Source organism: Nocardia sp. NPDC051570 (genome assembly GCF_044454005.1).
GTDB lineage: Bacteria > Actinomycetota > Actinomycetes > Mycobacteriales > Mycobacteriaceae > Nocardia.
The window spans coordinates 569,326-591,527 of sequence record NZ_JBITDI010000003.1 but is presented as its reverse complement, the minus strand read 5'-3'; the positions used below and the strand labels follow the sequence as shown (position 1 = coordinate 591,527).

The following is a 22,202-nucleotide window of genomic DNA, read 5'->3' as shown; positions in this document are numbered from 1 at the left end:
GCTGGCGGGCCCCCCGGTGGCTCCCTCGTGGGGGCGGCGCCCCGCCCCCCCCCCCCCCCCCCCCGCGCCGCAAACCTCTCAGGTTGGCGGATTCAGCGAGGTTCGCCGGTGGTGGTGGGTGTGTTGAGGGTGGATCGGTTCGGGGACGGGTTGCCGAGGAAGACCGCGAACAGGGCCGGGCGACGGCGTTGTAGTTCCAGGCGGCCGCCGTCGGCCTCGATCAGGGCTCTTGCCAGGGCTAGGCCGACGCCTGTCGAACCCGCGCCGGAGAAGCCGCGGTCGAAGATGTGGGGGGCCAGATCGTCGCTGACACCCTCGCCCTCGTCGGCCACCTCGACCGCGACCAGCGGCTCGCGGTCGGGGCCGCCGTAGACCGTGCGGACCGAGATCGTGCAGTCGCCGCCGCCGTGCATCAGGGCGTTGTCGACCAGGACCGCCACCGCCTCCCGCAGCCGCGATCCGCTCACCGGGGCGCGCAGCATCGGATCACCGGACAGGATCAGGCGGCGACCGGCCTCGGCGAACGGATGCCGCCATTCGGTGACGACCCCGCGCAATTCGACGACCACCGGCACCGGATCGCGGTCGGCGGTGTTCTCGTCGCGCGAGGCGCGGACCAATTCGTCGATGGCCGCGGTGAGCCGATCGACCTGAGCCATCGCCTCTTCCGCCTCGTGCACGACCGCCGGATCGGTATGGGTGGACAGCTCGTCCAGCCGCAGCCGCACCGCGGTCAACCGGCTGCGCAACTGATGGGAGACATCGGCCACCAGGGCATGTTCGCGCTGTAGTCGCCCGGCGATCTCCACGGCCGCCGAATCCAGCACATCGGAGACCCGGTCCAGTTCGGTGATGCCGTGCCGGGTGGAATCCAATCGGAAATCGCCGGTCGCCAGCCGGGCCGCGCGGGCGGCGACATCGCGCAGTGGATCGGCGACCCGGCGAGCGGTCACCACGGCCACCGCCGCACCCGCGGCCAGCGAGGCCAGCGCCACCAGCGCGACCGCGCCGACGGCCTGGCGCTGCATGGAATGCATGGGCCCGGCCGGCACCTCGAGGCGCAGCGAGCCCGAGGTGCCCATCGCCAGCGATTCGATGACCGGATCGTTCAGATGGGAGACGCCCGCATCGACCCGCAGCGCGGCGTCCTCGGGTGTCGGATAGATGATCGTGAGCCGCCCGCCCGGCGGGATCAGCGGCCGCACCGAACGCAGATCCAGGGTGCCGTGCACCAGACCGTCCTCGCGCTCCTGCGAGACGATCTCCACCGACATCCGATCCAGCCTGGCGCGCAGGTCGTTTCGAGTGATGTCGGCCACCCACTGCCAGGCGGTGTAGGCCAGCGGGATGCCGAGCACCACCGTGGTGAAGGTGAGCGCGGCCAGCATCGACAGCAGTATCCGTCGCCGCATGCCGTCAGTCGGTGTTGAACCGGAAGCCGACGCCGCGCACGGTGACGATGCGACGCTCGGCCACCGGGCCCTCGTCGCCGATCTTCCGCCGCAGCCAGGACATATGCATATCGAGGGTCTTGGAGCCGCGCAGATCGGCGTCGCCCCATACCTCGCGCAGGATGGTTTCGCGCGGTACCACCTGCCCGGCCCGATCGATGAGGACCTTGAGCAGCTCGTATTCCTTGTTGGCCAGGTTCACCTCGTGCCCGTTGACCAGCACCCGGCGGGCCTGCGGCTCCAGTCGCACGCCGCCGATATCGACCGTCTCGTCACCGATCCCGCTGCGCCGCAACAGCGCTCGCACCCGGGCCAGCAGCTCGGCGAGCCGAAAGGGTTTGCCCACATAGTCATCGGCCCCGGCATCGAGTCCGACGACGAAGTCGACCTCATCGGTGCGCGCGGTCAGCATCAGCACCGCGAGATCGGCGCCGCGCGCCCGCACCTGCCGGCACACCTCCAACCCATCCATGCCGGGCAGCCCGAGATCGAGGATCAACAGATCGTGTTCGCCCTCGAGCGCACGCTGCAGCACCGCGGGGCCGAAGCTCTCCACGGTTACCGAATAACCCTCGCGCCCCAGTGCCCGGGACAGCGGGGCGGCGATGGCCTCGTCGTCTTCGGCCAGTAATACGGCGGTCACGCCCCAAGGTTACGCACCTGCGAGATATGTCTGTGTTGATTGGCGCCGACTGCGTCGGCGCGGGGTTTGGGGGGGCCCCGGGGGGGGGGGGGGGGGGGGGGGCCCCGCCCCCCCCCCCCCCCCCCCCCGCGCCGCAAACCTCTCAGGCCGGCCTGATCGAGCGGTGTCAGCGGCGGTCGGGCTGGTTGTGGTGACCACTCTCTCGACGGGGGTCGTAGGACTGCTGGTTGTCGAAGACCTCGTGGTAGAGGAGCGCGTGGACCTTCTGGACCTGGGGGATGTCGTCGTATTCGAGGGGGTCGCCGGACGCGGCGTCGATGATCAGGGTGCCCGTGCCGAGCATGCGGTCGAACAGGCCGTGGCGGAACTGGACGCTGGAGATGCGGTTCATCGGGATATCGATGCCGGTGTGGGTGAGCACGCCCTGGCGGATCAGGACACGGCGGTCGGTGATGATGAAATGTGTTGAGTTCCAACGGATCACGGGTCCGGCACAGCGCCACAGGACCAGTAGCGCCCAGACCACCGCGATGGCGATCAGGACGACGTTGTGCGCGCTGCCCTCGATGTGTTTCCACGACAGCCCCCCGGCGAAACCCGCGAGGGCGCTCGCGACGACGAAGGTGACCGCCGGCCAGAACAACATCTTCCAGTGCGGATGACGATGCAGTAGCAACTGCTCGTCCGGCGCGAGCAGCTCCTCCGGATAGCCCATATGCGAACCCTACCGTCCGCGGATGCGACAATGACCACAGCGAACGCCATGGTTCCCGGTCACAGGCGTATCGCCACGGCTTTCCCGCAGCATCGCAACACCAAGTCCGACCAGGCATTTCCCTGTCGATTCGTATCGAGCGGAGGCATGCGTGACCAAGGAACTGACTCAGCTGCAAATCCTCACCGAACTCGAACCGGTGGCGGAACAGAATCTGAACCGCCATCTGTCGATGGCCAAGGAGTGGCACCCGCACGACTACGTCCCCTGGGACGAGGGCCGCAACTTCGCCGCAATGGGCGGGGCGGACTGGGATCCGACGCAATCGCGGCTCAGCGAGGTCGCGAAGGTCTCGATGATCACCAATCTGCTCACCGAGGACAACCTGCCCTCCTATCACCGCGAGATCGCGGAGAACTTCTCCCAGGAGGGCGCCTGGGGCACCTGGGTCGGCCGCTGGACCGCCGAGGAGAACCGGCACGGCATCGTCATGCGCGATTACCTCACGGTCACCCGTGGTGTCGATCCGGTCGCCCTGGAACAGGCACGCATGATCCATATGACCAACGGCGTCCAGCATCCAGAGGGCTGGGGCGGATTCATGCATTCGGTGGCCTATGTGACCTTCCAGGAGCTGGCCACCCGCGTCAGCCATCGCAACACCGGCCGCGTCTGCAACGATCCGGTCGCCGACCGAATGCTGCAGCGCATCGCCGCCGACGAGAACCTGCACATGATCTTCTACCGCACCACCTGCGGCGCCGCCTTGGATCTGGCGCCGGATCAGGCCCTGCGGGCCATCACCGAGATCGTCACCAACTTCACCATGCCCGGATACGGCATGCCCAACTTCCGCCGCAACGGCGTGCTGATGGCCAAGCACGGCATCTACGATCTGCGCCAGCATCTGGAAGAGGTCATCGCGCCCGTGCTCAAGATCTGGAACATCTTCGAGCGCAACGACTTCGGCCCGGAGGGCGAACGGTCCCGCGAACAGCTCGCCGCCTATCTGGACAAGCTCGCGGGCGATGTCGTCAAGTTCGAGGAGCAGCGCGATCGACTGCTGGCCCGCGAGGCCGCGCGCGAAATGGCCTCGCTGTAACTCAATATCCGGCGCGCAGGTGCGTCACATCACCGGCCGATACGGCCCGGTCGCCGATCAGCAGGCGACCGTGGTCGTCCACATCGGTCGCGATCCCGGTGAGCACCTCGCCACCCGGAAGTTCCGCGCGAACCTCGGTTCCGAGTGTGCCGCAACGCTTTCGGTATTCCTGCGCCAGGCCGGTGACCTCCCAGCCGGCGGTCTCCCATGCGGTGAAGTGCCGGGCGAATTCGCGCAGCAGCGAGAGCGCGAGTTCGGTCCGATCGACATCGGGCGCACCGGCCAGCGCCAGCGAGGTGGCGTGTGGGACAGGCAGTTCGGACTCGACCAGGCTCACATTGAGTCCGACTCCGATCACCACCGCGGGCGCCGCACCGCTCGCGGCCACCTCGGCGAGGATGCCCGCGGCCTTGCGTCCGTCGATCAGAACATCGTTGGGCCACTTCAGATTTGCCTGCAGACCGCTGGCGGCGCGCACGCCGTCGACCACCGCGACACCGGTCAGCAGCGGCAGCCAGCCCAGTGCGGCCGGGGCGATTCCGCCCAGCCGCACCAGGATCGACATCGACAGCTGAGCCCGCGGTGGGCTCACCCACGGGCGCTCGTGCCGGCCGCGGCCGCGCTCCTGCGCCTCCGCGATCAGCACCCGGCGATCCGAATCCGGATCGCCGGCGTGCCCGATCAGATCGGCGTTGGTGGATCCGGTGGACTCCACCACGTCGAGACGGGTGAAGAACGACAGATCCGGTGAGTCCGCGACGGCGCGTCGCAATCGTTCGGCATCCAAAGGTGGCCTATGCACCACCGCAGGCTACTACCGACCTCAGCGGACCAGTGACAGCGTCCGCACTACGAACAGGACGTCCTCGCGCGGATCGTCCTTGGCCGGCTCGCGCCACGACTCCGGGTCGAGCACGGTCGGCGCGAGTTCGCGGTGCTGCCAGCCGTTCCACGTAGCCGCCGCGGCTCTTTCCGCGACGGTCCTACTCCATTTCCACATCATGCGCCTCCCCTGCGCTCGGAGGTCTCCACGGTAACGCCGGACCATGCGCAGGCGACAGTGATTTATTTTCCGTTCGGAATCAAATCAATTGACGCACGTATTCGAAAGTGCTATCAGGACAATCGAATTCGACTCAGACGGGTTGCAGCCCGAGCGCCCCGGCCACGAAACGCCGCACCGCGGCCTGTCCGATTTCCAGTGCGTCGTCGTAGCCCTCGCGCGCCCAGCCGGAAAGATCGGCCGTGCCATCGGGATTCGGCGTCACCACGATCTCGGCGACCAGTTCCGCGGTGGTGGGCTCGCAGACCGCCCACGAATATCGCGTCGACTCGGCCCATTCGCGGGTGCGGCGCGCCACATACTCCGGATCGTCGATGCCTCCGGTGGCCAGTGCGGGCCGATCGTCGATGCGCTCATCGGCACGCAGGGCGCGCAGATACCAACTGCCCGCGTTGATCTCGACCGGTTCCATCTACACCCCCCGGCGGCGCTGCCGGCGCTCCCGGCGGCGTTGGTCGCGATTGTGCTGCTGCGAGGCCCCGAACAGGACGCCCGACGCCGGAATCAGCAGGAACCACAGCCAGGTGTGGGTGGTGAAGAACAGCACCAGCGCCACGATCACGATCAGACCCATCACCGGGCCGCCGAATTCCGGGCGGTCGCCCTTCGGATGTGCCGGCGGCGGAGCCGGGGTCGCGGTCACCGGCTCGGGCAGATCGGTGAACACCCGCACCAGATCACCGCGGGTCACCGCGTTCGCGACCACCGCGCTGCGCTCGTCGAATTCTGCGACCGACAGCCGGCCCGCGGCGAAATGATCCGACAACCGCTTCATGGCATCCTCGCGCTCGGTGGTGCCGATGCGGACGTCGGGTGAATCAGCCATATATCGAGACTAGCGACCGCGCACTGGTTCCGCCGCACGTGGCCGGTTTAGGGTCGTCGGGTGGTGGCACGGCGGTTCGGCAGATATCGGCTCGACGGGCTCATCGGACGCGGTTCGGTGGGCGAGGTGTGGCGCGCGCACGACGACGACACCGGACGCACGGTGGCCCTGAAGATCCTGTCGATCACCGCGGCCGAGGATCCGGACTATCGACGACGATTCGAGCGGGAGGCGCGGATCGGGGCCGGACTCGACGATCCGCATATCGTGCCGATCCACGGTTTCGGCGAACAAGACGGCCGGCTGTTCCTGGCCATGGCCTACATTCCGGGCCTCGATGTGGCCGGGCGGCTGCGGGGTGGGCCGATGGGCGCGCCCGCGGCGGTGGACCTGATCTCGCAGATCGCCGAGGCGCTCGACGCCGCGCATGCGGCCGGGCTGATCCATCGAGATGTCAAGCCCGCCAACATCATCGTGCACGCCAGCGGGTTTGCCTATCTGATCGATTTCGGGATCGCCCGCGCATCGAACCAGACCACCATCACCGCAACGGGTTTCACGGTCGGCACGCTGGCCTATATGGCGCCGGAGCGCTTCGCCGGACATGCCGATTCCCGTTCCGACGTCTACGCGCTGGCCTGCGTGCTCTACGAATGTCTCACCGCGAACAGGCCTTTCGGCGATACCGATCCGGTACAACAGCTGCACGCCCACCTGTGGGTGGATCCGCCGCGCGCCACGGCCGTCGATCCCGAGGTGCCCGAGGCGCTGGACGAGGTGATCGCCCGCGGCATGGCCAAGGAGGCCGACGACCGATATCAGAGCGCGGGCGAGCTGGCGGCCGCGGCCCGCGCGGCAATCGGTATGGCCCAACCGGTTTCGCGCACGCCACCGCTGCTCGAATCCCCCCAACCGGCCGGTGCGATCCGATCGCGGACGATCGTCGAATCGCCGCCCCCGAGGCCACGTCCCACCCGAGCCCTGCCGATGCCCGGCCATGGCGCACCGGCGGCGGGGCCGACGCGCACCTCAACGCCCGTCCGCGGCGCATCGGCGGCCGGACCCACCCGCGCCCAGCACGCCCCCGCGCCGCGGCCGACCAGGGTGATGTCCACCCCCGAGCCGCGACGCGATGCGGCTCCCGCAACGGCCGCACCGCAACGATTTCCGATCGCCCGAGTGGCCGCGATCGTGGCCGCCGCGGTCGTCCTGCTCGGGGTCATAGCCTTCGGTACCGCGCTACTGCCCCGGGGCGGCGGCACCCGGCCGACGACGACGCACGTCCCGCCCGCCGTCGTCGGACCCACCACCGAGGAACCGCCGGAGACCACCGCGCCCACCACCCTGCCGCGATTGACCATTCCGGTGCCGCCGGGTTTCGGCACCCCGCCGTTCCAGATTCCCGGCATCCCCGGCATCACGAAGAAGGGCGAGAGCGAGAGGAAGGGCGAGAACGAGGAGCCCGGCGAGCACCGCGGCCACCATCGCGGGGACGATGAATAGAAAGCCGAGGGCCCGTCCGCTCGAATGCGCGGACGGGCCCCGGAGCGAAAACGCTTGTGCTTACTTGATTTCGGCGAGCACGGTGCCCTGCGTGATGGCGGCCCCGGCCTGTACCGACAGGCCCGTGACGACACCGGCCTTATGCGCGTTGACCGGATTCTCCATCTTCATGGCCTCGAGCACCACGATCAGATCACCGGCCTCGACGGCCTGGCCCTCCTCGACCGCGACCTTGACCACGGTGCCCTGCATCGGCGCGGTCACCGCATCACCCGACGCCGCACCCGCCGCCGCACCACCACGCTTACGCGGCTTGGGCTTCTTACGGATCACACCGGCACCGTTCCCGGCCACACCGGCCGCGCCCGCACCGACGGTGAACTGACCCGGCAGCGATACCTCGAGGCGACGGCCGCCGACCTCGACCACGACCTTCTGCCGCGGCGCCTCGTCCTCGTCCTCGATCGGCTGACCACCGGTATAGGGCTCGATCGGGTTGTCCCAATCGTTCTCGATCCACTTGGTGTAGACGTCGAACTTGGTGCCATCGCCGACGAACGCCGGATTGGTCACGATATGCCGATGGAACGGCAACACCGTCGCCAAGCCCTCGATCTCGTATTCGGCCAGCGCGCGCGACGCGCGCTCCAGCGCCTGGGTGCGGTTCTCACCGGTCACGATCAGCTTGGCCAGCATCGAGTCGAACTGCCCGCCGATCACGCTGCCCTCGACCACACCCGAATCCATGCGCACGCCCGGACCGGCCGGCTCCTTGTACACCGTCACCGGGCCCGGTGCGGGCAGGAAGCCACGACCCGCGTCCTCACCATTGATCCGGAACTCGATGGAATGCCCACGCGGCGTGGGATCCTCGGTAATGGTCAGCTCCTCGCCATTGGCGATACGGAACTGCCAGCGCACCAGGTCCAGGCCCGAGGTCTCCTCGGTCACCGGATGTTCGACCTGCAGGCGGGTATTCACCTCGAGGAACGACACGGTCTCGCCCTGCACCAGATACTCCACGGTGCCCGCACCGTAATACCCGGCCTCACGGCAGATCCGCTTGGCGGACTCGTGGATCTTGGCGCGCACCGCATCACTCAGGAACGGCGCGGGCGCCTCCTCGACCAACTTCTGGAACCGGCGCTGCAGCGAGCAGTCACGGGTGCCGGCCACGATCACATTGCCGTGCTGATCCGCCAGCACCTGCGCCTCGACGTGCCGCGCCTTGTCCAGATACTGCTCCACGAAGCATTCGCCCCGCCCGAACGCCGCGGTCGCCTCACGCGTGGCCGACTCGAACAGCTCCGGAATCTCCTCGATCGTGTGCGCGACCTTCATACCGCGGCCACCGCCACCGAAGGCGGCCTTGATCGCCACCGGCACACCGTATTTCCGCGCGAACTCGACGACCTCGGAGGAATCCTTCACCGGATCCTTCGTGCCCGCCGCCATCGGCGCCTCGGCCCGCCCGGCGATATGCCGCGCGGTCACCTTGTCACCCAGATCCCGAATCGACTGCGGGCTCGGCCCGATCCAGATCAGACCGGCATCGATCACGGCCTGCGCGAAATCGGCGTTCTCCGACAGGAACCCGTACCCGGGATGAATCGAGTCCGCGCCCGAACGCCGCGCGGCATCCAGAATCTTGTCGAACACCAGGTACGACTCGGCCGAGGTCTGACCACCGAGCGCGAACGCCTCATCGGCAAGCTTCACGAAGGGCGCATCCGCATCGGGTTCGGCGTACACCGCGACACTCGCGATACCGGCATCCTTCGCGGCCCGGATCACCCGCACCGCGATCTCGCCCCGATTCGCAATCAGAACCTTCGTGATCTGCGCGCTGGCGTGGCTGGGCACTGAGCCTCCTGTGCTGTGGACATGTTTCGTCTGGAGCGAGTGTAGGCAGTCTGCCAACAGACTCCGAAACGGGCTAGGGGCTACTGAACAGTAGTCCCGACCAGTGCTACGGACAACATGTCCCCCGCGTTCGCGCTCCGCACTTTACGCGGTGCTGGCCGCCGGACGCGACGGTTCCGGCACCTCGCCGGGTTCAGCGCCCTTGACGATCGGAGTGCGGACGGCATTGCCCCATTCGGTCCACGAACCATCGTAATTGCGGACATTACCGAGACCCAGCAAAGCGGTGAGCACGAACCAGGTATGCGCCGCACGTTCACCGATGCGGCAGTAGACGATCGTTTCCCCGGCATCGCGGAACTGCTCGTAGATCCGATCCAATTCCGCCCGGGACCGAAACCGGCCGTCACCGCTCACCGCGTAGGTCCACGGAATGTTCACCGCCGTGGGAATGTGCCCGGCCCGCAACGACTGTTCCTCCGGTCGATCGGCAATTCTGTCCAATTCGCCCGAATACTCCTCGGCCACACGGACATCCAACAGCGCCTCGCCGCCCGAATGCAGCCGCTCGCGGATCTCGTCGAGGAATGCCCGCGCCGTGCGATCGTCGCGCGCGATGATCGGATATTCACCCAGGCCCATATCGGGCACCTCGAAGGTGGTGTCGCGTTCTTCCGAGATCCACGCATCGCGTCCGCCATCGAGTAATCGCACGTCGGGATGCCCGAAAAGATCGAATACCCAGAGCGCGGCGGCGGCGGTGCCGTTGCCTTTGTCTCCGTAGATCACCACAGTGTCGTCTCGCCCTATACCCTTTGCTCGCATCAATTCGGCGAAACGGGCGCCGTCGACCACATCTCGGGTGCTCGGGTCGGTAAGCTCGGCCCGCCAGTCGATCTTGATGGCACCGGGGACGTGGCCGATGTCGTAGAGGAGGATGTCCTCGTCCGCTTCCACGATCTTGAGCCCCGGCGCGCCGATGTTTGCCGACAGCCACTCTGTGGTTACAAGTCGGTGAGGATATGCGTGGGCGTCAAAGGATTGATGAGGGTCCGGGGCGACTGGCACTATGGTCGGTCCTTCACTGTGAGTCGGCGGTTCCACACCGATCGTAGGTGGGGAACCGCACAGCAACCGCTTCCACATCACGAATCGGGTGAAGAGCGAATAAGTCGCACCCCCATCCGATAAAGTCTCCCGGGAGGAGGGGTGAGCTATGTCTGATTCTTGGCCACGACGGCGCCTGCTCGCGATCCTACGTGGCGCCAGCGAGCCTCTCGATGCCCAGGAGCTCGCCAGAGTCACCGGGCAGCACGTAACCACCGTGCGTTTCCACCTCGATGTGCTGACCCGGGAATCGCTGGTGCGCCAATTCCAGCAGCCGCCACGCGGTCGCGGCCGCCCGCGCATCGGCTACACCGCGGTCCAGCGATCGGTCGGCTATCAGGATCTGGCCCAGGTGCTGGCCGATCAGCTCGGCAGCGATCCGCGTCGCCGCTCGGATGCGGCCATCGCGGCCGGGCGGGCCTGGGGCGCCAAACTCGAGTCGATGGAACAGCCGATCGCCTCGCTCGACGATGCCAAGGACGTCACCATGACGATGATGTCCGAACTCGGCTTCGCCCCCGAACGCGACGCCTCCTCGGAGACCGACGAGCAGGTCATGATCCGGATGACCGCCTGCCCGCTGCGGGAATTGGCCCGCACCCACTCCGAGGTCGTCTGCGGCGTTCATCTGGGTCTGATGCGCGAGGTGATCGACCGCAACGGCGGCCGGGACGCGGTGAATGTGCGGCTGCATCCGTTCGTGGAGCCCGAACTGTGCGTCGCGCGGCTCGAGGCCCTGCAGCGCATGCTGGTGCCCGATCCCGCGACCATGCCGGATACGCCGCCCGAAACGGGCGAACCGCGGATCCCGACACCGTCAGGCGGTCGCGTCGCTCCCCAGCTGCGCACCGCGGACCCACAGCTGCGCAACGGAGAGGCCCACGTCGCCAAGCAGTCGACGCAGTAGCGGCAGCCCGATCCCGATCACGCTCGACGGATCGCCCTCCAGCCCGTCGACGAACCAGCCCCCACGGCCGTCGAGGGTGAATGCGCCCGCCACCTGCAGCGGCTCGCCCGTGGCGATATAGGCGTCCAATTCCTCGGGCTGCGGTTTGGTGAAATGCACCCGGGTCCCACTGCAGTCGTGCGCGATCCGCGTGATCCGCCCGTCCCGCAACCGCAGCACACAATGCCCGGTCAGCAGATCCGCGCTGCGCCCGGCCTGCACGGCCCAGCGCGCCCGCGCGACCTCGGCGGTCAGCGGCTTGCCCTGCAGCACATCATCGACCAGCAGCATCGAATCACAGCCGACCACAACGCAATCGGCGATGACATCGGCCCGCTCGGCGATCAGGGCGGCGGCCACCGATTCGGCCTTGGCCACGGCCAGCGCGACCACCACGCCCTCATGAGACGTGCCGGCGGGCAGGGCCGCGGCGACCGCGTCCTCGTCCACATCGGAGATCCGGACGAATGGATCCAGCCCGGCCGAGCGCAGCACCTGAAGCCGTGCGGGCGAGGCCGAGGCGAGTACGAATCCCGTCACGTCAGTCGCGTAGATGCGACAGGTACGGGAAGGAATAGGGCGAGAACGGCGACGCACCGCGGTGCAGGAATGTGGGCCGTCCCCACAGGTCCGCCGGGCCCTGATCCTGTGCCGACGCGTCGGCGCTCGCGGCGGCCGCCGCCAGCACACACACCAGAGCGGCGATCTCGTCGTCGGTGGGAGAGCCCTTCAGGATCCGGACGACGGGTCCCGCATGCGATTCGGTATCGGCGACCAGCGGCTCCATCGCGACGAGATCGTCGACCGACAGATCCAGCTCGGCGGCGCGCAATACTTCTTCATCAGCCACAGCCGTCACAGCGCCAGCTCCTCCTGTCCAGGTGCCGAACCTCTCGAAGGTTCGGCGTTCGCGGCCTCCGCAACGCGGCGGAGATCCCGCAAACAGTATTCGTTGCGGCGCTCGATTACGGGCGCCCCTACTTCCATCTTCACTCGGATGAGTAGTTCAGTGCGCGGCATGATGTGTTGAACACCTCACATCGCAGTGTGCCCCCATACCGCGCATATCGTCGGATCACAACGGAATGTTGCCGTGCTTCTTCGGCGGCAGGGTGACCATCTTGCGCTCGAGCAGGCGCAGTGCCGACACGATCTGCCCGCGGGTATGTGAGGGCGGAATGACCGCGTCCACATAGCCGCGCTCGGCCGCCACATACGGGTTGACCAGGGTGTCCTCGTATTCGTTCTGCAGCTCCAGCCGCAGCGCGTCGACATCGGCGCCGTCGGCGGCCGCCTGCGACAGCTGCTTGCGATAGACGAATCCGACCGCGCCCGAGGCGCCCATGACCGCGATCTGGGCGGTCGGCCAGGCCAGGTTCACATCGGCGCCCATATGCTTGGAACCCATCACGTCGTAGGCGCCGCCGTAGGCCTTGCGGGTGATGATCGTGATCTTGCCGACCGTGGCCTCGCCGTAGGCGTAGAGCAGCTTCGCACCGCGGCGGATGATGCCGTTGTATTCCTGGCCGGTGCCCGGAAGGAAGCCCGGCACGTCGACCAGCGTGATGATCGGGACGTTGAACGCATCACAGGTCCGCACGAAGCGCGCGGCCTTCTCCGAGGCGTCGATGTCGAGGCAGCCCGCGAACTGGGTCGGCTGATTGGCCACGATGCCGACGCTGCGGCCGTCGACACGCCCGAACCCGATGATGATGTTCATCGCACGCTCGGCCTGCACCTCGAGGAATTCGTCGTCGTCGAGCAGCCGGCGGATGACCTCGTGCATGTCGTAGGGCTGGTTCGGCGAATCCGGGACGATCGAATCGAGCTCGAGATCCTCCTCGGTCAGCGACTCCTCGATCGCACCCTCGATCGGATCGGTGGCCGGGAAGCGCGGCGGCTCGGCGCGGTTGTTGCTGGGGAGATAGCTCAGCAGATCCTTGACGTAGTCCAGCGCGTCCTGCTCACCCGAGGCCACGTAGTGGGCCGTGCCCGACTTCACCATATGGGTGTGGGCGCCGCCCAGCTCCTCCATGGTGACCTCTTCACCGGTGACGGTCTTGATGACGTCCGGGCCGGTGATGAACATCTTGCTGGTCTCGTCGACCATGATGACGAAGTCGGTCAGCGCCGGGGAGTACACGTGCCCACCCGCGGCCGCACCCATGATCAGCGAGATCTGCGGGATCACGCCGGAGGCCTGGATGTTGCGGTGGAAGATCTCGCCGTAGAGGCCGAGCGAGACCACACCCTCCTGGATGCGTGCGCCCGCGCCGTCGTTGATGCCGATCAGCGGGCGGCCGGTCTTGACCGCCAGATCCATGACCTTGACGATCTTCTCGCCGTACACCTCGCCGAGGCTGCCGCCGAATACGGTGGCGTCCTGGGAGAAGATGCAGACGTCGCGGCCGTCGATGGTGCCGTAACCGGTCACCACGCCGTCGCCCAGCGGGCGGTTGCTCTCCATACCGAAGTTGACGCTGCGATGCCGGGCCAACGCGTCCAGCTCCACGAACGAGCCCTCGTCCAGCAGTGCGAGGATCCGCTCCCGCGCGGTCAGCTTGCCCTTGGCATGGACCTTGTCGACCGCGGCCTCACCCATCGGGTGCTTGGCCTCGTCCATGCGGTTGCGCAGATCGGCCAGCTTCCCAGCGGTGGTGTGGACGTCGGGGGCGCCCGCCGAACCCGGCTGAGGCTGCTGCTGGACACTCGTCATGCCCCGGAGTGTAGTCAGTGCGCGGGCGCGGTGAGAATTCCAGTGGGGGCTACCGGCGAGTACCGCCATCGGCTACTCGCCGGTAGAAAACCCCTGGTGAAACCCGGTGCGCACCAAGAGTTTCAGCGCATGACACCGGTATGTCCGGTGGAGTAGCGACCCGGTTGCGGCCACACCGTCAAACCATGCGGTCCGCTTCCAACCGGTATGCGCGCCAACAGTTTCCAGTCCACGATGTCGATTGCGTACACCTCGCCGTTGTATCGTCCCGACACCCAGAAAACTCGGCCGTCGGCGGAGATGTTGCCCATATCCGGACTGCCGCCGCCGGGGATCTCCCACTTGCGCACGAGCTTCTTCTCGGCGAAATCCCAGACCGACAGCGTGCCCTCGCCGCGGTTGGTGATGATCATCTGCTGGGAATCGCGGGTCACATAGAGCCCGTGGGTCCCTTTACCGGTCGGGATGTAGCCGGTACTGGCGAAGGTCTTCGCGTCGAAGGTGTACATGCCGTCGGCCATCATGTCGGCGACGTAGAAGGTCGATCCGTCCGGGGAGAGCTTCACATCCTGCGGCATGCCCGCGCCGTGATGGGTGCCCGGCAGATCCACCATCTCCACCAGCCGCGATCCGGCGATGTCGAGCACCGCCATCTCGCCCGCGAATTCGCAACTGGCCATGGCGAATCGGCCGTCGGCGGTGAAATCCATATGGTCGACGCCCGCGCAGTCGGGCACCGCGATCGCGCCGACCTGCTCCCAGGTGTGCGGGTCGTAGAGGTCGATCGACTTATCCGCCTCCGCGACGACCAGGGCGTACCTACCGTTCGGGGTGAAGTACATGTTGTAGGGGTCGCGCACGGGCAGCGGATCGCCGGGTTTGCCGGTGCGGGGATCGATCGGCAGCAGGCTGCCGCTGCCGAGCGGCAGATCGTTGGTGACATACAGCGTCCGCATGTCGTAGGACGGGACCACGTGCTGGGGCTCACGCCCCTCGGACGAATAGGTGTCGACCACCCGGAAGGTGGCCGGGTCGATCACGCTGACCGAATTCGATTCACTGTTGGGCACGTAAACCAGGGGCAAATGGTCGGCCACGGCCGGACTCAGCTCCCGCGTGCCGGCGTAGACATCGGTGGCCGACAGCAGCGGCGGCATACCGGGCAGCACATTGGCCGCAACCGGCTCGGGTGCGCCCGAGGCCGTGGCGACCGAGGATCCGGCCGGGGCATGGTGCGACTTCGAGGCCGGACCGCCCGTGGCACAACCGGTCAGTACAACGAGGACGAGGACGACTGCGAGACGTGCGCGGCGCGCGCTCACGCGGCGCACCCGCACGGGGAGTCGAAGGGGCACGTTGACATGGCAGCGATCGTAGGTGCGCCACAACAGCTTTCACAGCAACCGCGCGGCTATGTCATCGCCTGGTTGAAGTGAATAGTCCGGGTTCCGGCTCGAGGACGAACCGGAACCCGCGACACGCCGAGGCAGAACGAACCATTCGTCGGCGAATGTCCGTTATCCCCGAATAGGGCGGACGATCAGCTCAGCACCCGATCGAGCGCGGCGATCGCCTCGTCGAGCTCCTCGGTGGTGACGGTGAGCGGCGGGCGGAACCGCAGACCACGCTCGCCGGTGCCCAGGATCAGCACCCGCTCCCGCTCGCGCAGTTCGGTGATCACCGCATCGCGCAGCTCGGCCGATTCCAGCGTGATCGCGCACATGAGCCCGCGCCCACGCGGCTCGCTGACCTCGGAATGCTTGGCGGCCAACTCCTCGAGCCGACCGAGGAGATACGTGCCGAGTTCGGCAGTGCGCGCGACCAATTCGTCGCGCTCGATCACCTCGAAGATCCGGCGGGCCCGGACCATATCGCCGAGATTGCCGCCCCAGGTGGAATTCAGTCGCGAGCTCACCGCGAAGACGTTGTCGGGCACCTCGTCGAGGCGACCGCCCGCCATGATGCCGCAGACCTGGGTCTTCTTGCCGAAGGCCACGATATCGGGCTGCACGTCCAGCTGCTGGAAGGCCCAGTTGGTGCCGGTGATCCCGGCGCCGGTCTGCACCTCGTCGAGGACGAACAGCGCGTCGTGCTCATGGCACAGCTCTCGCATGGCCCGCAGGAACTGCGGTCGCAAGTGCCGGTCGCCGCCCTCGCCCTGAATCGGCTCGGCGATGAAACAGGCGATATCGTGCAGGTTTTCGTCGAAGGCCGCGCGCGCCTGCGCCAGCGCCCGGCGCTCGGCCTCCTCGATATCCACACCGTCGGCCAGATACGGGGTATCGATCCGCGGCCACTCGAACTTCGGGAAGCGGGCGATCTTGACCTCGTCGGTGTTGGTGAGCGACAGCGTATAGCCGCTGCGGCCGTGGAAGGCGCCCGTCAGATGCAGCACCTTGGTGCCGAGTTCGGCTGGGCGGCCGTGCATCTCGTTATGCCGGCTCTTCCAGTCGAAGGCGGCCTTGAGCGCGTTCTCCACCGCCAGCGCACCGCCATCGATGAAGAACAGATGCGGCAACGCGGGATCGCCGAGCACCCGCGCGAAGGTATCGACGAAGCGGGCCATCTCCACGGTGTAAACGTCGGAGTTGCTGGGCTTGTTCATCGCCGCGGTCGCCAGCTCGGATCGGAACTCCTCGTCCTCGGTGAGGGCCGGGTGGTTCATACCCAGCGCCGAGGAGGCGAAGAAGCCGAACATATCGAGGTAGGTGGTGCCGTCACGGGCGTCGACCAGCCGCCGGCCGCGCGATCTGCGCAGGTCCAGCACTAGGTCGAAACCGTCGGCGAGGATGTTCGCTGACAGGATTTCGTGTACGCGAGTGGGGGTGACCGGCGTCGCTTCTGCAACTACCCCCGGGCGCTCCAGTTCGAGGGTCACACAGACGACGATACGCAAATATTTACGTCTTGGCTACGGTATGACCGTAAAAAGTAACGATCTGAGCTCATCTGTCGTAGAATGTCTGGAGAATGATCGTGCTGCGTGTTCGGACGTTGGCGGTCGCACGGATCTCCTGCAGCAGTTGCTCGAGGTGACGCGGCGAGGCCACCCGCACCAACAACATGTAGCTCTCGTCGCCGGCTACCGAGTGGCATTCCTCGATGCCGGGGATGTGCTGTAGGAGGGCGGGGGCATCATCGGGTTGGGACGGGTCGAGAGGAGTGATGGCGACGAATGCCGACAGCAGTTGTCCCAGCGCCTCCGGATCGACCTTCGCCGTATAACCTCGGATCACCCCGCGCGCCTCGAGTCGCCGAACCCGGGATTGCACGGCGGACACCGACAGGTTGGCCTTCTCCGCCAGATTCGACAGCGTGGCCCGCCCGTCGGCCATCAGCTCACGAATCAGCAGTCGATCGATCTCGTCCAGAGCGGCTTTCGCCGGTGCATCCGCCATCAGCGAAGGCTAACTCAGCGACTCGAACTCGTGGCCGGAACATCACCTCGGACCTTGCGAATCTCATATGGAGAAATGGATGACACCCGCAGTGACCGCACCCCGCACCGACCAGTTGCGCGCCCGCGCAGAGCAACTTCTGCGCGAGCTCGGCGCGCAGCCGCCCGCGCCCGGACCGCTGCCGGCCCGCACGCCGATCACCGGCGGTGAGCTGGCGACCCTGACGCCGAGTACGGCCGAGGAGGTCGATACCGCTGTCACCAAGGCCGCCAACGCCTTTCGCGGCTGGCGCACGGTGCCCGCGCCGCAGCGTGCCGCGGTCGTGCGCCGGCTGGGCCAACTGCTGACCGAACACCTCGACCAGCTGGGCGAATTGGTGACCCTGGAGGCGGGCAAGATCGGCCCGGAGGCCCGGGGCGAGGTGCAGGAGATGATCGACATCTGCGAATTCGCGGTCGGGATGTCGCGTCAGCTGTACGGATACACCATGCCCTCGGAGCGGCCGGGCCATCGGCTGATGGAGACCTGGCATCCGCTCGGGGTGGTCGGGGTGCTGTCGGCATTCAACTTCCCGGTGGCCGTGTGGTCGTGGAATACCGCGCTGGCGCTGGTATGCGGCGACACCGTGGTGTGGAAGCCCTCGGAGACCACGCCGCTGACCGCGCTGGCCTGTCATACGCTGCTGCGCCGGGCCGCGGCCGAGGTGGGCGCCGATCCCGAAATCCATCAGCTCGTGCAGGGCGCGGCCGATATCGGTGCGCGGCTGGTCGACGACGAGCGGGTGGCGCTGGTCAGCGCGACCGGATCGGTGCGGATGGGCCAGATCGTCGCGCCGCGGGTGGCCGCGCGGTTCGGCCGCTGCCTGCTGGAGCTGGGCGGTAACAACGCCGCGATCGTGACGCGCTCGGCGGATCTCGAATTGGCCACGCGGGGTGTGGTTTTCTCGGCCGCCGGTACCGCCGGACAGCGCTGCACATCGCTGCGGCGCGTGATCGCGCATGCCGATGTGGTGGACGCGCTGGTGGAGCGCATCGAGAAGGCGTATCGCCAACTGAACGTGGGCAATCCGCTCGACGACGGGGTGCTGGTCGGTCCGCTGATCAACGAGCGCGCCTACGACGCCATGCAGAAGGCGATCGCTCGCGCGGTCGCCGACGGCGGCGAATTGATCTGCGGCGGTGAGCGAGTCGAGGCGGGCGGGCCGGATGCCTTCTATGTGCGCCCGGCGATCGTGCGGATGCCCGCGCAGACCGAGGTGGTCCGCGAGGAGACCTTCGCACCCATTCTCTACGTGCTCACCTACTCCGATTTCGACACCGCCGTCGAACTGCACAACGGTGTGCCGCAAGGCCTCTCGTCGGCCGTGTTCACCACCGATCAGCGCGAGGCCGAGCGCTTCCTGGCCGCCGACGGCTCCGACTGCGGCATCGCCAACGTCAACATCGGCACCTCCGGGGCCGAAATCGGCGGTGCTTTCGGCGGTGAGAAGCAGACCGGTGGCGGGCGGGAATCCGGCTCCGATTCATGGAAGGCCTATATGCGCCGGGCTACCAACACGATCAACTACTCCTCCGAATTGCCTCTGGCCCAGGGGATTCAGTTCGGCTGAGCGAGATCCTCGTCCCGGGCGCTGGGGCGCCCGGGACGAGGAACAAGGAAGAGGTCAGGGTTCGAGGCGCTCGCTGATGGCTCGGACCTGGGATTCGTAGGTGGCGCGGGTTTTCTCGTCGGAGGGGTGGAGGGCTCGGTCGCCATCGAGCAGGCGGCGGAACAAGCGGAGCGCGGGTTCGGGTGTGGCCGCCAGGGCCATGTCGACGGGGGTGAGGTAGCGGGGGACGGCGATTTCGGCGCGGCGGGTATAGCAGGTCTTCACGATGGCGGCGGCCACGTCCTCGGGGTCGACGGTCGGCATGCCGTGACCGAGGGACAGGCCTGAGGACAGGCGGGTACGCACCGCCGAGGGCAGCACGCAGCTGACGCTCACGCCGTGATCGGCGAATTCCAGGCGGGTCGCCGCCGAAAGGCCCACGGCGGCAAACTTGCTCGCGTTGTAGACCGCCAGCCCGGGGACCGGGATCTTGCCCGCGAGAGAGGCGACGTTCACCACATGCCCGCGGCCGCGCTCGATCATCGCGGGCGCCACCGCGCGCATACCGTGGATCAGGCCCCAGACGTTCACATCGATCGTGGTGTGCCCCACCACATCCGGCTCATCCAGGAACGGGCCCGCGGGCATCACCCCGGCATTGTTGACCAGGATGTCGACCCGGCCCAGATCCGCGACGACCCTGTCCCACTGATCGCGGGCCCGCACATCGAGTTCGACGGCGCGTCCGCTCAGGGCCACCGCCACCGCCCGCGCCGCGTCGATATCGACATCGGCGATGACCACCTCGGAACCCTTGCGCGCGAACAGCTCCGCCGTCGCCTGGCCGATACCGCGGCCGCCACCGGTGATCAATACGCGACTGCCCGCCAGATCGATGGCCGGATAACCATTTCCGAAGATACTCACGCGAATGCTCCCTGCTCGACCGCGCGGCGGGTGCTGCGCAGACTGTGTTCGAAGGTGTCCAGACGGCGACGGCCATCCATGAAGTTCGGGCCCATGACCGCGAGATCGGCTGCGGTGGCGTCGATTCGGAGCACCTTGGTTCCGGCGGCGCGCGACCGCTCGATCTCGCTGTCGAGGCGGGCGCTCATCCGATTGCGCAGCTGCCGCTCGAGCAGATGCCCCGGCCCGGCGGCCCGCAACCGTCCCGTCGAGGCCATCGGTGCGAGCACCACCACCTCGTCCAGCCCCGCCGACGCCAGCAGATCCACCGAGGCGGTGGAGGCCGCACCGCCGTCGACATAGCGGCGGCCCGCGATCGTCACCGGCGGGTACCAGCCCGGGACGGCCCATGAGGCCCGCAGCGCCGCACCGAGACTCGCGCCGGGCGCGCCCGGCGATCCGAATGCCGTCCGCTCGCCGGTGTCATAGTCCATCGCCACCAGCCACGTCGCGGGGTGGGCCACCCAGTCGCGCCCCGGCGCGACCCCGTCGGCCAGCCGCTGCAGCCAGCCCGCATCGCCGCCGCCCTCCGGCAGCAGTCCGCTGCCCGCGGTGAGCAGCCGCTGTCCGGTCCGGATGCCGCCGGCGGCGAACGTGCGCACGGACTGTCGCGGCGCGCCGAGGCGCGGGCGCGGCAACGGCGGGAATCTGCCCGGCTCGTCGCGCAGATGCCGCAGCAGCACCGGATCGGTGACGGTGCCGCGCTGCATCGCGATCAGCTCGTCGACGCCGATCCCGCTGCCGAGCATGGTCACCAGCTCCGCACCGGCCGAGGTGCCGATCAGGACATCGGCCTGCCGCGGATCCCACTCCAGCACATCGCGCACCCCGGCGAGCGCGGCGACGATCCACGCCCCGCCGACGGTGCCGCCGCAGCCGATCGCCAGCCCGCGCCGGATGGCCCCATTGCCGTTACTCATGGTTTCGCACAGTAGCAGGGTTCGAATACCGCCGGTATCCGAAATCCGGCCGTACATAGAATCCGTGCATGGCACGACTGACCCGATCCGAAAGTCAGGCCCGCACCCGCGCGGAACTGCTCGACACCGCACGCGAGCTGTTCCTGTCCGAGGGCTATGCCCGGACCAGCCTGGAACGGGTCGCCGAGGAGGCCGGGTACTCCAAGGGCGCGGTCTACTCCAACTTCCGCACCAAATCGCAGCTCTGCCTCGAGGTGCTGGCGCTCATCCACGAGACCAAGTTCGGTGAGGTGACCGAGCTGATGCGGCCCGCGGGCACGCTGGAGGAACGGCTCGCGCGGCTGGAGGGCTGGGCCGAGCGCACCCTCGGCGACGTGGGCTGGACGATGCTGGAATTCGAATTCGCCATCGTCGCCCGCGACGATCCGGCGCTGCAGACCGAATTGGTATCCAGCCTCGGCCTCGTCCGGGGCATGGTCGCCGCGCAGCTGGGCACCCTCGCCGGCGATCTCGGGGTGAACCTGCCGCTACCGGCCGAGGACGCGGCCACGCTGATGCTGAGCGCGGGGCTCGGACTGGGTATTCAGCGGGCGGTCGACCCGTCGCTGTCCGCGCGCCTGATCACCGAGGCGGTGGGCATGCTGGTGCGGTCGGCTATGTCCGGAAGTGCAGCGTCCATTCCCCGCGATAGTGCAGGCGGGTGATGCTGACCGGCGGAATATCGATGCGCCAGAACGATTTCGAGGGCGCATCGAGGGTCACCAGCAGTGCCGAGCGGATCACCGCCGGATGGGTGACCGCGATGGTCGGCACGCCCTGGGTGGCCATATCGTCGAGCCATTCCCGGGTCCGCTCGACCACATCGACGACCGCCTCGCCGCCGTGGCCGCGGAACTTCGGATCGGTCAGCCAGGCGTAGAGCTCGTCCTGCGGCACCGACATCAACTCCCCACCGCGCCAGGCGCCGGCATCCAGGTCGCGCAGCCGATCGTCCTCATCGCCCAGCAGTCCCAGCAGCGCCGCGGTTTCTACGGCCCGTCGTTCCGGTGCGGTGAGAACGCGGGCCGCGTGTAATCGCCCGAATGCGGCGACGGCCCGGCGGCCCGCCTCGGTCAGCGGCTCATCCACCGGGAATCGGGCTTTGCGCATCGCTTCGGTCATACCGTGACTGACTAGGTCGAGGCGGAGGACCTTCTGCACGGATGGAAGCGTACGGCGCGCTGTGTCTTTTGGCGCCGACTTCGTCGTCGCGGGTTTGCGGCGCTCTGAGGCTGTGTTATTGGCGCCGCCTCCGGCGTCGCGGGTTTGCGGCGCCCGGAGGCTCGTGGGGGGGGGGCCCCCCCGCTGCTATGACGTCGGGGGCGCGCCCCCCCCCCCCCCCACCCCCCGCCGCGC

Annotated in this window: 23 protein-coding genes; 5 read left to right on the top strand and 18 right to left on the bottom strand. The window is 67.8% G+C overall.

Annotated features, from left to right (window positions below; all coding sequences use genetic code 11):
• Window positions 1-92 precede the first annotated feature (92 nt).
• From ACIA76_RS09665 to ACIA76_RS09655, 3 genes are all read right to left on the bottom strand, one after another.
• Window positions 93-1,412: a sensor histidine kinase gene (locus ACIA76_RS09665; RefSeq protein WP_397150463.1), complete on the bottom strand. Its 1,320-nt coding sequence runs from the start codon at window positions 1,410-1,412 to the stop codon at window positions 93-95.
• Between the two features lie 4 nt (window positions 1,413-1,416).
• Window positions 1,417-2,094, bottom strand: coding sequence for a response regulator transcription factor (locus ACIA76_RS09660; protein WP_397150461.1), 678 nt, complete (start codon window positions 2,092-2,094; stop codon window positions 1,417-1,419).
• Window positions 2,095-2,260: 166 nt separating this feature from the next.
• Entirely contained in the window at window positions 2,261-2,809 is a 549-nt protein-coding gene (locus tag ACIA76_RS09655) for a PH domain-containing protein (RefSeq protein ID WP_397150459.1), read from the bottom strand.
• 151 nt (window positions 2,810-2,960) lie between these two features.
• On the opposite strand from ACIA76_RS09655, the gene ACIA76_RS09650 reads away from it, so the two are divergent.
• A complete protein-coding gene (locus ACIA76_RS09650) occupies window positions 2,961-3,911 on the top strand; it encodes an acyl-ACP desaturase (RefSeq protein ID WP_397150457.1) in 951 nt (316 codons plus the stop codon).
• A 1-nt stretch (window position 3,912) separates the two neighbouring features.
• On the opposite strand, the gene ACIA76_RS09645 is transcribed toward ACIA76_RS09650, so the two are convergent.
• The 4 genes from ACIA76_RS09645 to ACIA76_RS09630 form a co-directional block, all read right to left on the bottom strand.
• Window positions 3,913-4,713 carry a biotin--[acetyl-CoA-carboxylase] ligase gene (locus ACIA76_RS09645; protein WP_397150455.1) on the bottom strand — a complete coding sequence of 267 codons (801 nt, stop codon included), beginning with the start codon at window positions 4,711-4,713 and terminating at the stop codon, window positions 3,913-3,915.
• Between the two features lie 21 nt (window positions 4,714-4,734).
• The gene (locus ACIA76_RS09640) at window positions 4,735-4,914 is read right to left on the bottom strand and encodes a hypothetical protein (RefSeq protein ID WP_397150453.1); all 180 of its coding nucleotides are present in this window, start codon (window positions 4,912-4,914) and stop codon (window positions 4,735-4,737) included.
• Window positions 4,915-5,047: 133 nt separating this feature from the next.
• Window positions 5,048-5,386, bottom strand: a complete 339-nt coding sequence (locus tag ACIA76_RS09635; protein WP_397150451.1) for a hypothetical protein — start codon at window positions 5,384-5,386, stop codon at window positions 5,048-5,050.
• Window positions 5,387-5,800 (bottom strand): DUF1707 domain-containing protein, encoded by a 414-nt coding sequence (locus ACIA76_RS09630; RefSeq protein WP_397150449.1) that lies wholly within the window; start codon window positions 5,798-5,800, stop codon window positions 5,387-5,389.
• Window positions 5,801-5,860: 60 nt separating this feature from the next.
• Between ACIA76_RS09630 and ACIA76_RS09625 the strand changes: the two genes are divergently transcribed.
• Window positions 5,861-7,303 (top strand): protein kinase, encoded by a 1,443-nt coding sequence (locus ACIA76_RS09625; protein ID WP_397150447.1) that lies wholly within the window; start codon window positions 5,861-5,863, stop codon window positions 7,301-7,303.
• A gap of 60 nt (window positions 7,304-7,363) precedes the next feature.
• On the opposite strand, the gene ACIA76_RS09620 is transcribed toward ACIA76_RS09625, so the two are convergent.
• Both ACIA76_RS09620 and ACIA76_RS09615 read right to left on the bottom strand, forming a co-directional pair.
• Entirely contained in the window at window positions 7,364-9,166 is a 1,803-nt protein-coding gene (locus ACIA76_RS09620; protein WP_397150444.1) for a biotin carboxylase N-terminal domain-containing protein, read from the bottom strand.
• A 144-nt stretch (window positions 9,167-9,310) separates the two neighbouring features.
• The gene (locus ACIA76_RS09615; RefSeq protein WP_397150441.1) at window positions 9,311-10,234 is read right to left on the bottom strand and encodes a sulfurtransferase; all 924 of its coding nucleotides are present in this window, start codon (window positions 10,232-10,234) and stop codon (window positions 9,311-9,313) included.
• Between the two features lie 148 nt (window positions 10,235-10,382).
• On the opposite strand from ACIA76_RS09615, the gene ACIA76_RS09610 reads away from it, so the two are divergent.
• The gene (locus ACIA76_RS09610) at window positions 10,383-11,180 is read left to right on the top strand and encodes a helix-turn-helix transcriptional regulator (protein WP_397150438.1); all 798 of its coding nucleotides are present in this window, start codon (window positions 10,383-10,385) and stop codon (window positions 11,178-11,180) included.
• Here the strand turns inward: ACIA76_RS09610 and ACIA76_RS09605 are convergent.
• The 6 genes from ACIA76_RS09605 to ACIA76_RS09580 all read right to left on the bottom strand — a co-directional run bounded on the left by ACIA76_RS09605 (window position 11,091) and on the right by ACIA76_RS09580 (window position 17,333).
• Window positions 11,091-11,759, bottom strand: a complete 669-nt coding sequence (locus ACIA76_RS09605) for a Maf family protein (protein ID WP_397150436.1) — start codon at window positions 11,757-11,759, stop codon at window positions 11,091-11,093. The two genes, ACIA76_RS09610 and ACIA76_RS09605, sit on opposite strands and share 90 nt — an antisense overlap.
• 1 nt (window position 11,760) lies before the next feature.
• Complete coding sequence (locus ACIA76_RS09600) at window positions 11,761-12,078, bottom strand: acyl-CoA carboxylase subunit epsilon (RefSeq protein ID WP_397150434.1); 318 nt, start codon at window positions 12,076-12,078, stop codon at window positions 11,761-11,763.
• Between the two features lie 216 nt (window positions 12,079-12,294).
• On the bottom strand, window positions 12,295-13,935 hold the full coding sequence (locus ACIA76_RS09595; protein ID WP_397150432.1) for an acyl-CoA carboxylase subunit beta: 1,641 nt from the start codon (window positions 13,933-13,935) through the stop codon (window positions 12,295-12,297).
• A 122-nt stretch (window positions 13,936-14,057) separates the two neighbouring features.
• Window positions 14,058-15,290 (bottom strand): beta-propeller fold lactonase family protein, encoded by a 1,233-nt coding sequence (locus ACIA76_RS09590; RefSeq protein WP_397150430.1) that lies wholly within the window; start codon window positions 15,288-15,290, stop codon window positions 14,058-14,060.
• Between the two features lie 185 nt (window positions 15,291-15,475).
• Window positions 15,476-16,813 carry an L-lysine 6-transaminase gene (gene lat / locus ACIA76_RS09585; RefSeq protein ID WP_397150428.1) on the bottom strand — a complete coding sequence of 446 codons (1,338 nt, stop codon included), beginning with the start codon at window positions 16,811-16,813 and terminating at the stop codon, window positions 15,476-15,478.
• 67 nt (window positions 16,814-16,880) lie between these two features.
• The gene (locus ACIA76_RS09580) at window positions 16,881-17,333 is read right to left on the bottom strand and encodes an Lrp/AsnC family transcriptional regulator (protein ID WP_397150426.1); all 453 of its coding nucleotides are present in this window, start codon (window positions 17,331-17,333) and stop codon (window positions 16,881-16,883) included.
• 79 nt (window positions 17,334-17,412) lie between these two features.
• Between ACIA76_RS09580 and ACIA76_RS09575 the strand changes: the two genes are divergently transcribed.
• On the top strand, window positions 17,413-18,942 hold the full coding sequence (locus ACIA76_RS09575) for an aldehyde dehydrogenase family protein (RefSeq protein ID WP_397150424.1): 1,530 nt from the start codon (window positions 17,413-17,415) through the stop codon (window positions 18,940-18,942).
• Between the two features lie 54 nt (window positions 18,943-18,996).
• On the opposite strand, the gene ACIA76_RS09570 is transcribed toward ACIA76_RS09575, so the two are convergent.
• Complete coding sequence (locus ACIA76_RS09570; protein ID WP_397150422.1) at window positions 18,997-19,848, bottom strand: SDR family oxidoreductase; 852 nt, start codon at window positions 19,846-19,848, stop codon at window positions 18,997-18,999.
• Window positions 19,845-20,807 (bottom strand): patatin-like phospholipase family protein, encoded by a 963-nt coding sequence (locus ACIA76_RS09565; protein ID WP_397150420.1) that lies wholly within the window; start codon window positions 20,805-20,807, stop codon window positions 19,845-19,847. Before ACIA76_RS09565 ends, ACIA76_RS09570 begins: the two co-directional genes overlap by 4 nt.
• Window positions 20,808-20,875: 68 nt before the next feature.
• Between ACIA76_RS09565 and ACIA76_RS09560 the strand changes: the two genes are divergently transcribed.
• The gene (locus tag ACIA76_RS09560) at window positions 20,876-21,511 is read left to right on the top strand and encodes a TetR/AcrR family transcriptional regulator (RefSeq protein ID WP_397150418.1); all 636 of its coding nucleotides are present in this window, start codon (window positions 20,876-20,878) and stop codon (window positions 21,509-21,511) included.
• Here the strand turns inward: ACIA76_RS09560 and ACIA76_RS09555 are convergent.
• The gene (locus ACIA76_RS09555; protein ID WP_397150416.1) at window positions 21,462-22,007 is read right to left on the bottom strand and encodes a histidine phosphatase family protein; all 546 of its coding nucleotides are present in this window, start codon (window positions 22,005-22,007) and stop codon (window positions 21,462-21,464) included. The two genes, ACIA76_RS09560 and ACIA76_RS09555, sit on opposite strands and share 50 nt — an antisense overlap.
• Between the last annotated feature and the right edge of the window lie 195 nt (window positions 22,008-22,202).

Coding starts and splice junctions, on each gene's coding strand:
- ACIA76_RS09565 (WP_397150420.1), bottom strand. CDS start 20,807: ATGAGTAACGGCAATGGGGCCATCCGGCGCGGGCTGGCGATCGGCTGC.
- ACIA76_RS09665 (WP_397150463.1), bottom strand. CDS start 1,412: ATGCGGCGACGGATACTGCTGTCGATGCTGGCCGCGCTCACCTTCACC.
- ACIA76_RS09655 (WP_397150459.1), bottom strand. CDS start 2,809: ATGGGCTATCCGGAGGAGCTGCTCGCGCCGGACGAGCAGTTGCTACTG.
- ACIA76_RS09635 (WP_397150451.1), bottom strand. CDS start 5,386: ATGGAACCGGTCGAGATCAACGCGGGCAGTTGGTATCTGCGCGCCCTG.
- ACIA76_RS09630 (WP_397150449.1), bottom strand. CDS start 5,800: ATGGCTGATTCACCCGACGTCCGCATCGGCACCACCGAGCGCGAGGAT.
- ACIA76_RS09575 (WP_397150424.1), top strand. CDS start 17,413: ATGACACCCGCAGTGACCGCACCCCGCACCGACCAGTTGCGCGCCCGC.
- ACIA76_RS09640 (WP_397150453.1), bottom strand. CDS start 4,914: ATGATGTGGAAATGGAGTAGGACCGTCGCGGAAAGAGCCGCGGCGGCT.
- ACIA76_RS09595 (WP_397150432.1), bottom strand. CDS start 13,935: ATGACGAGTGTCCAGCAGCAGCCTCAGCCGGGTTCGGCGGGCGCCCCC.
- ACIA76_RS09610 (WP_397150438.1), top strand. CDS start 10,383: ATGTCTGATTCTTGGCCACGACGGCGCCTGCTCGCGATCCTACGTGGC.
- ACIA76_RS09580 (WP_397150426.1), bottom strand. CDS start 17,333: ATGGCGGATGCACCGGCGAAAGCCGCTCTGGACGAGATCGATCGACTG.
- ACIA76_RS09560 (WP_397150418.1), top strand. CDS start 20,876: ATGGCACGACTGACCCGATCCGAAAGTCAGGCCCGCACCCGCGCGGAA.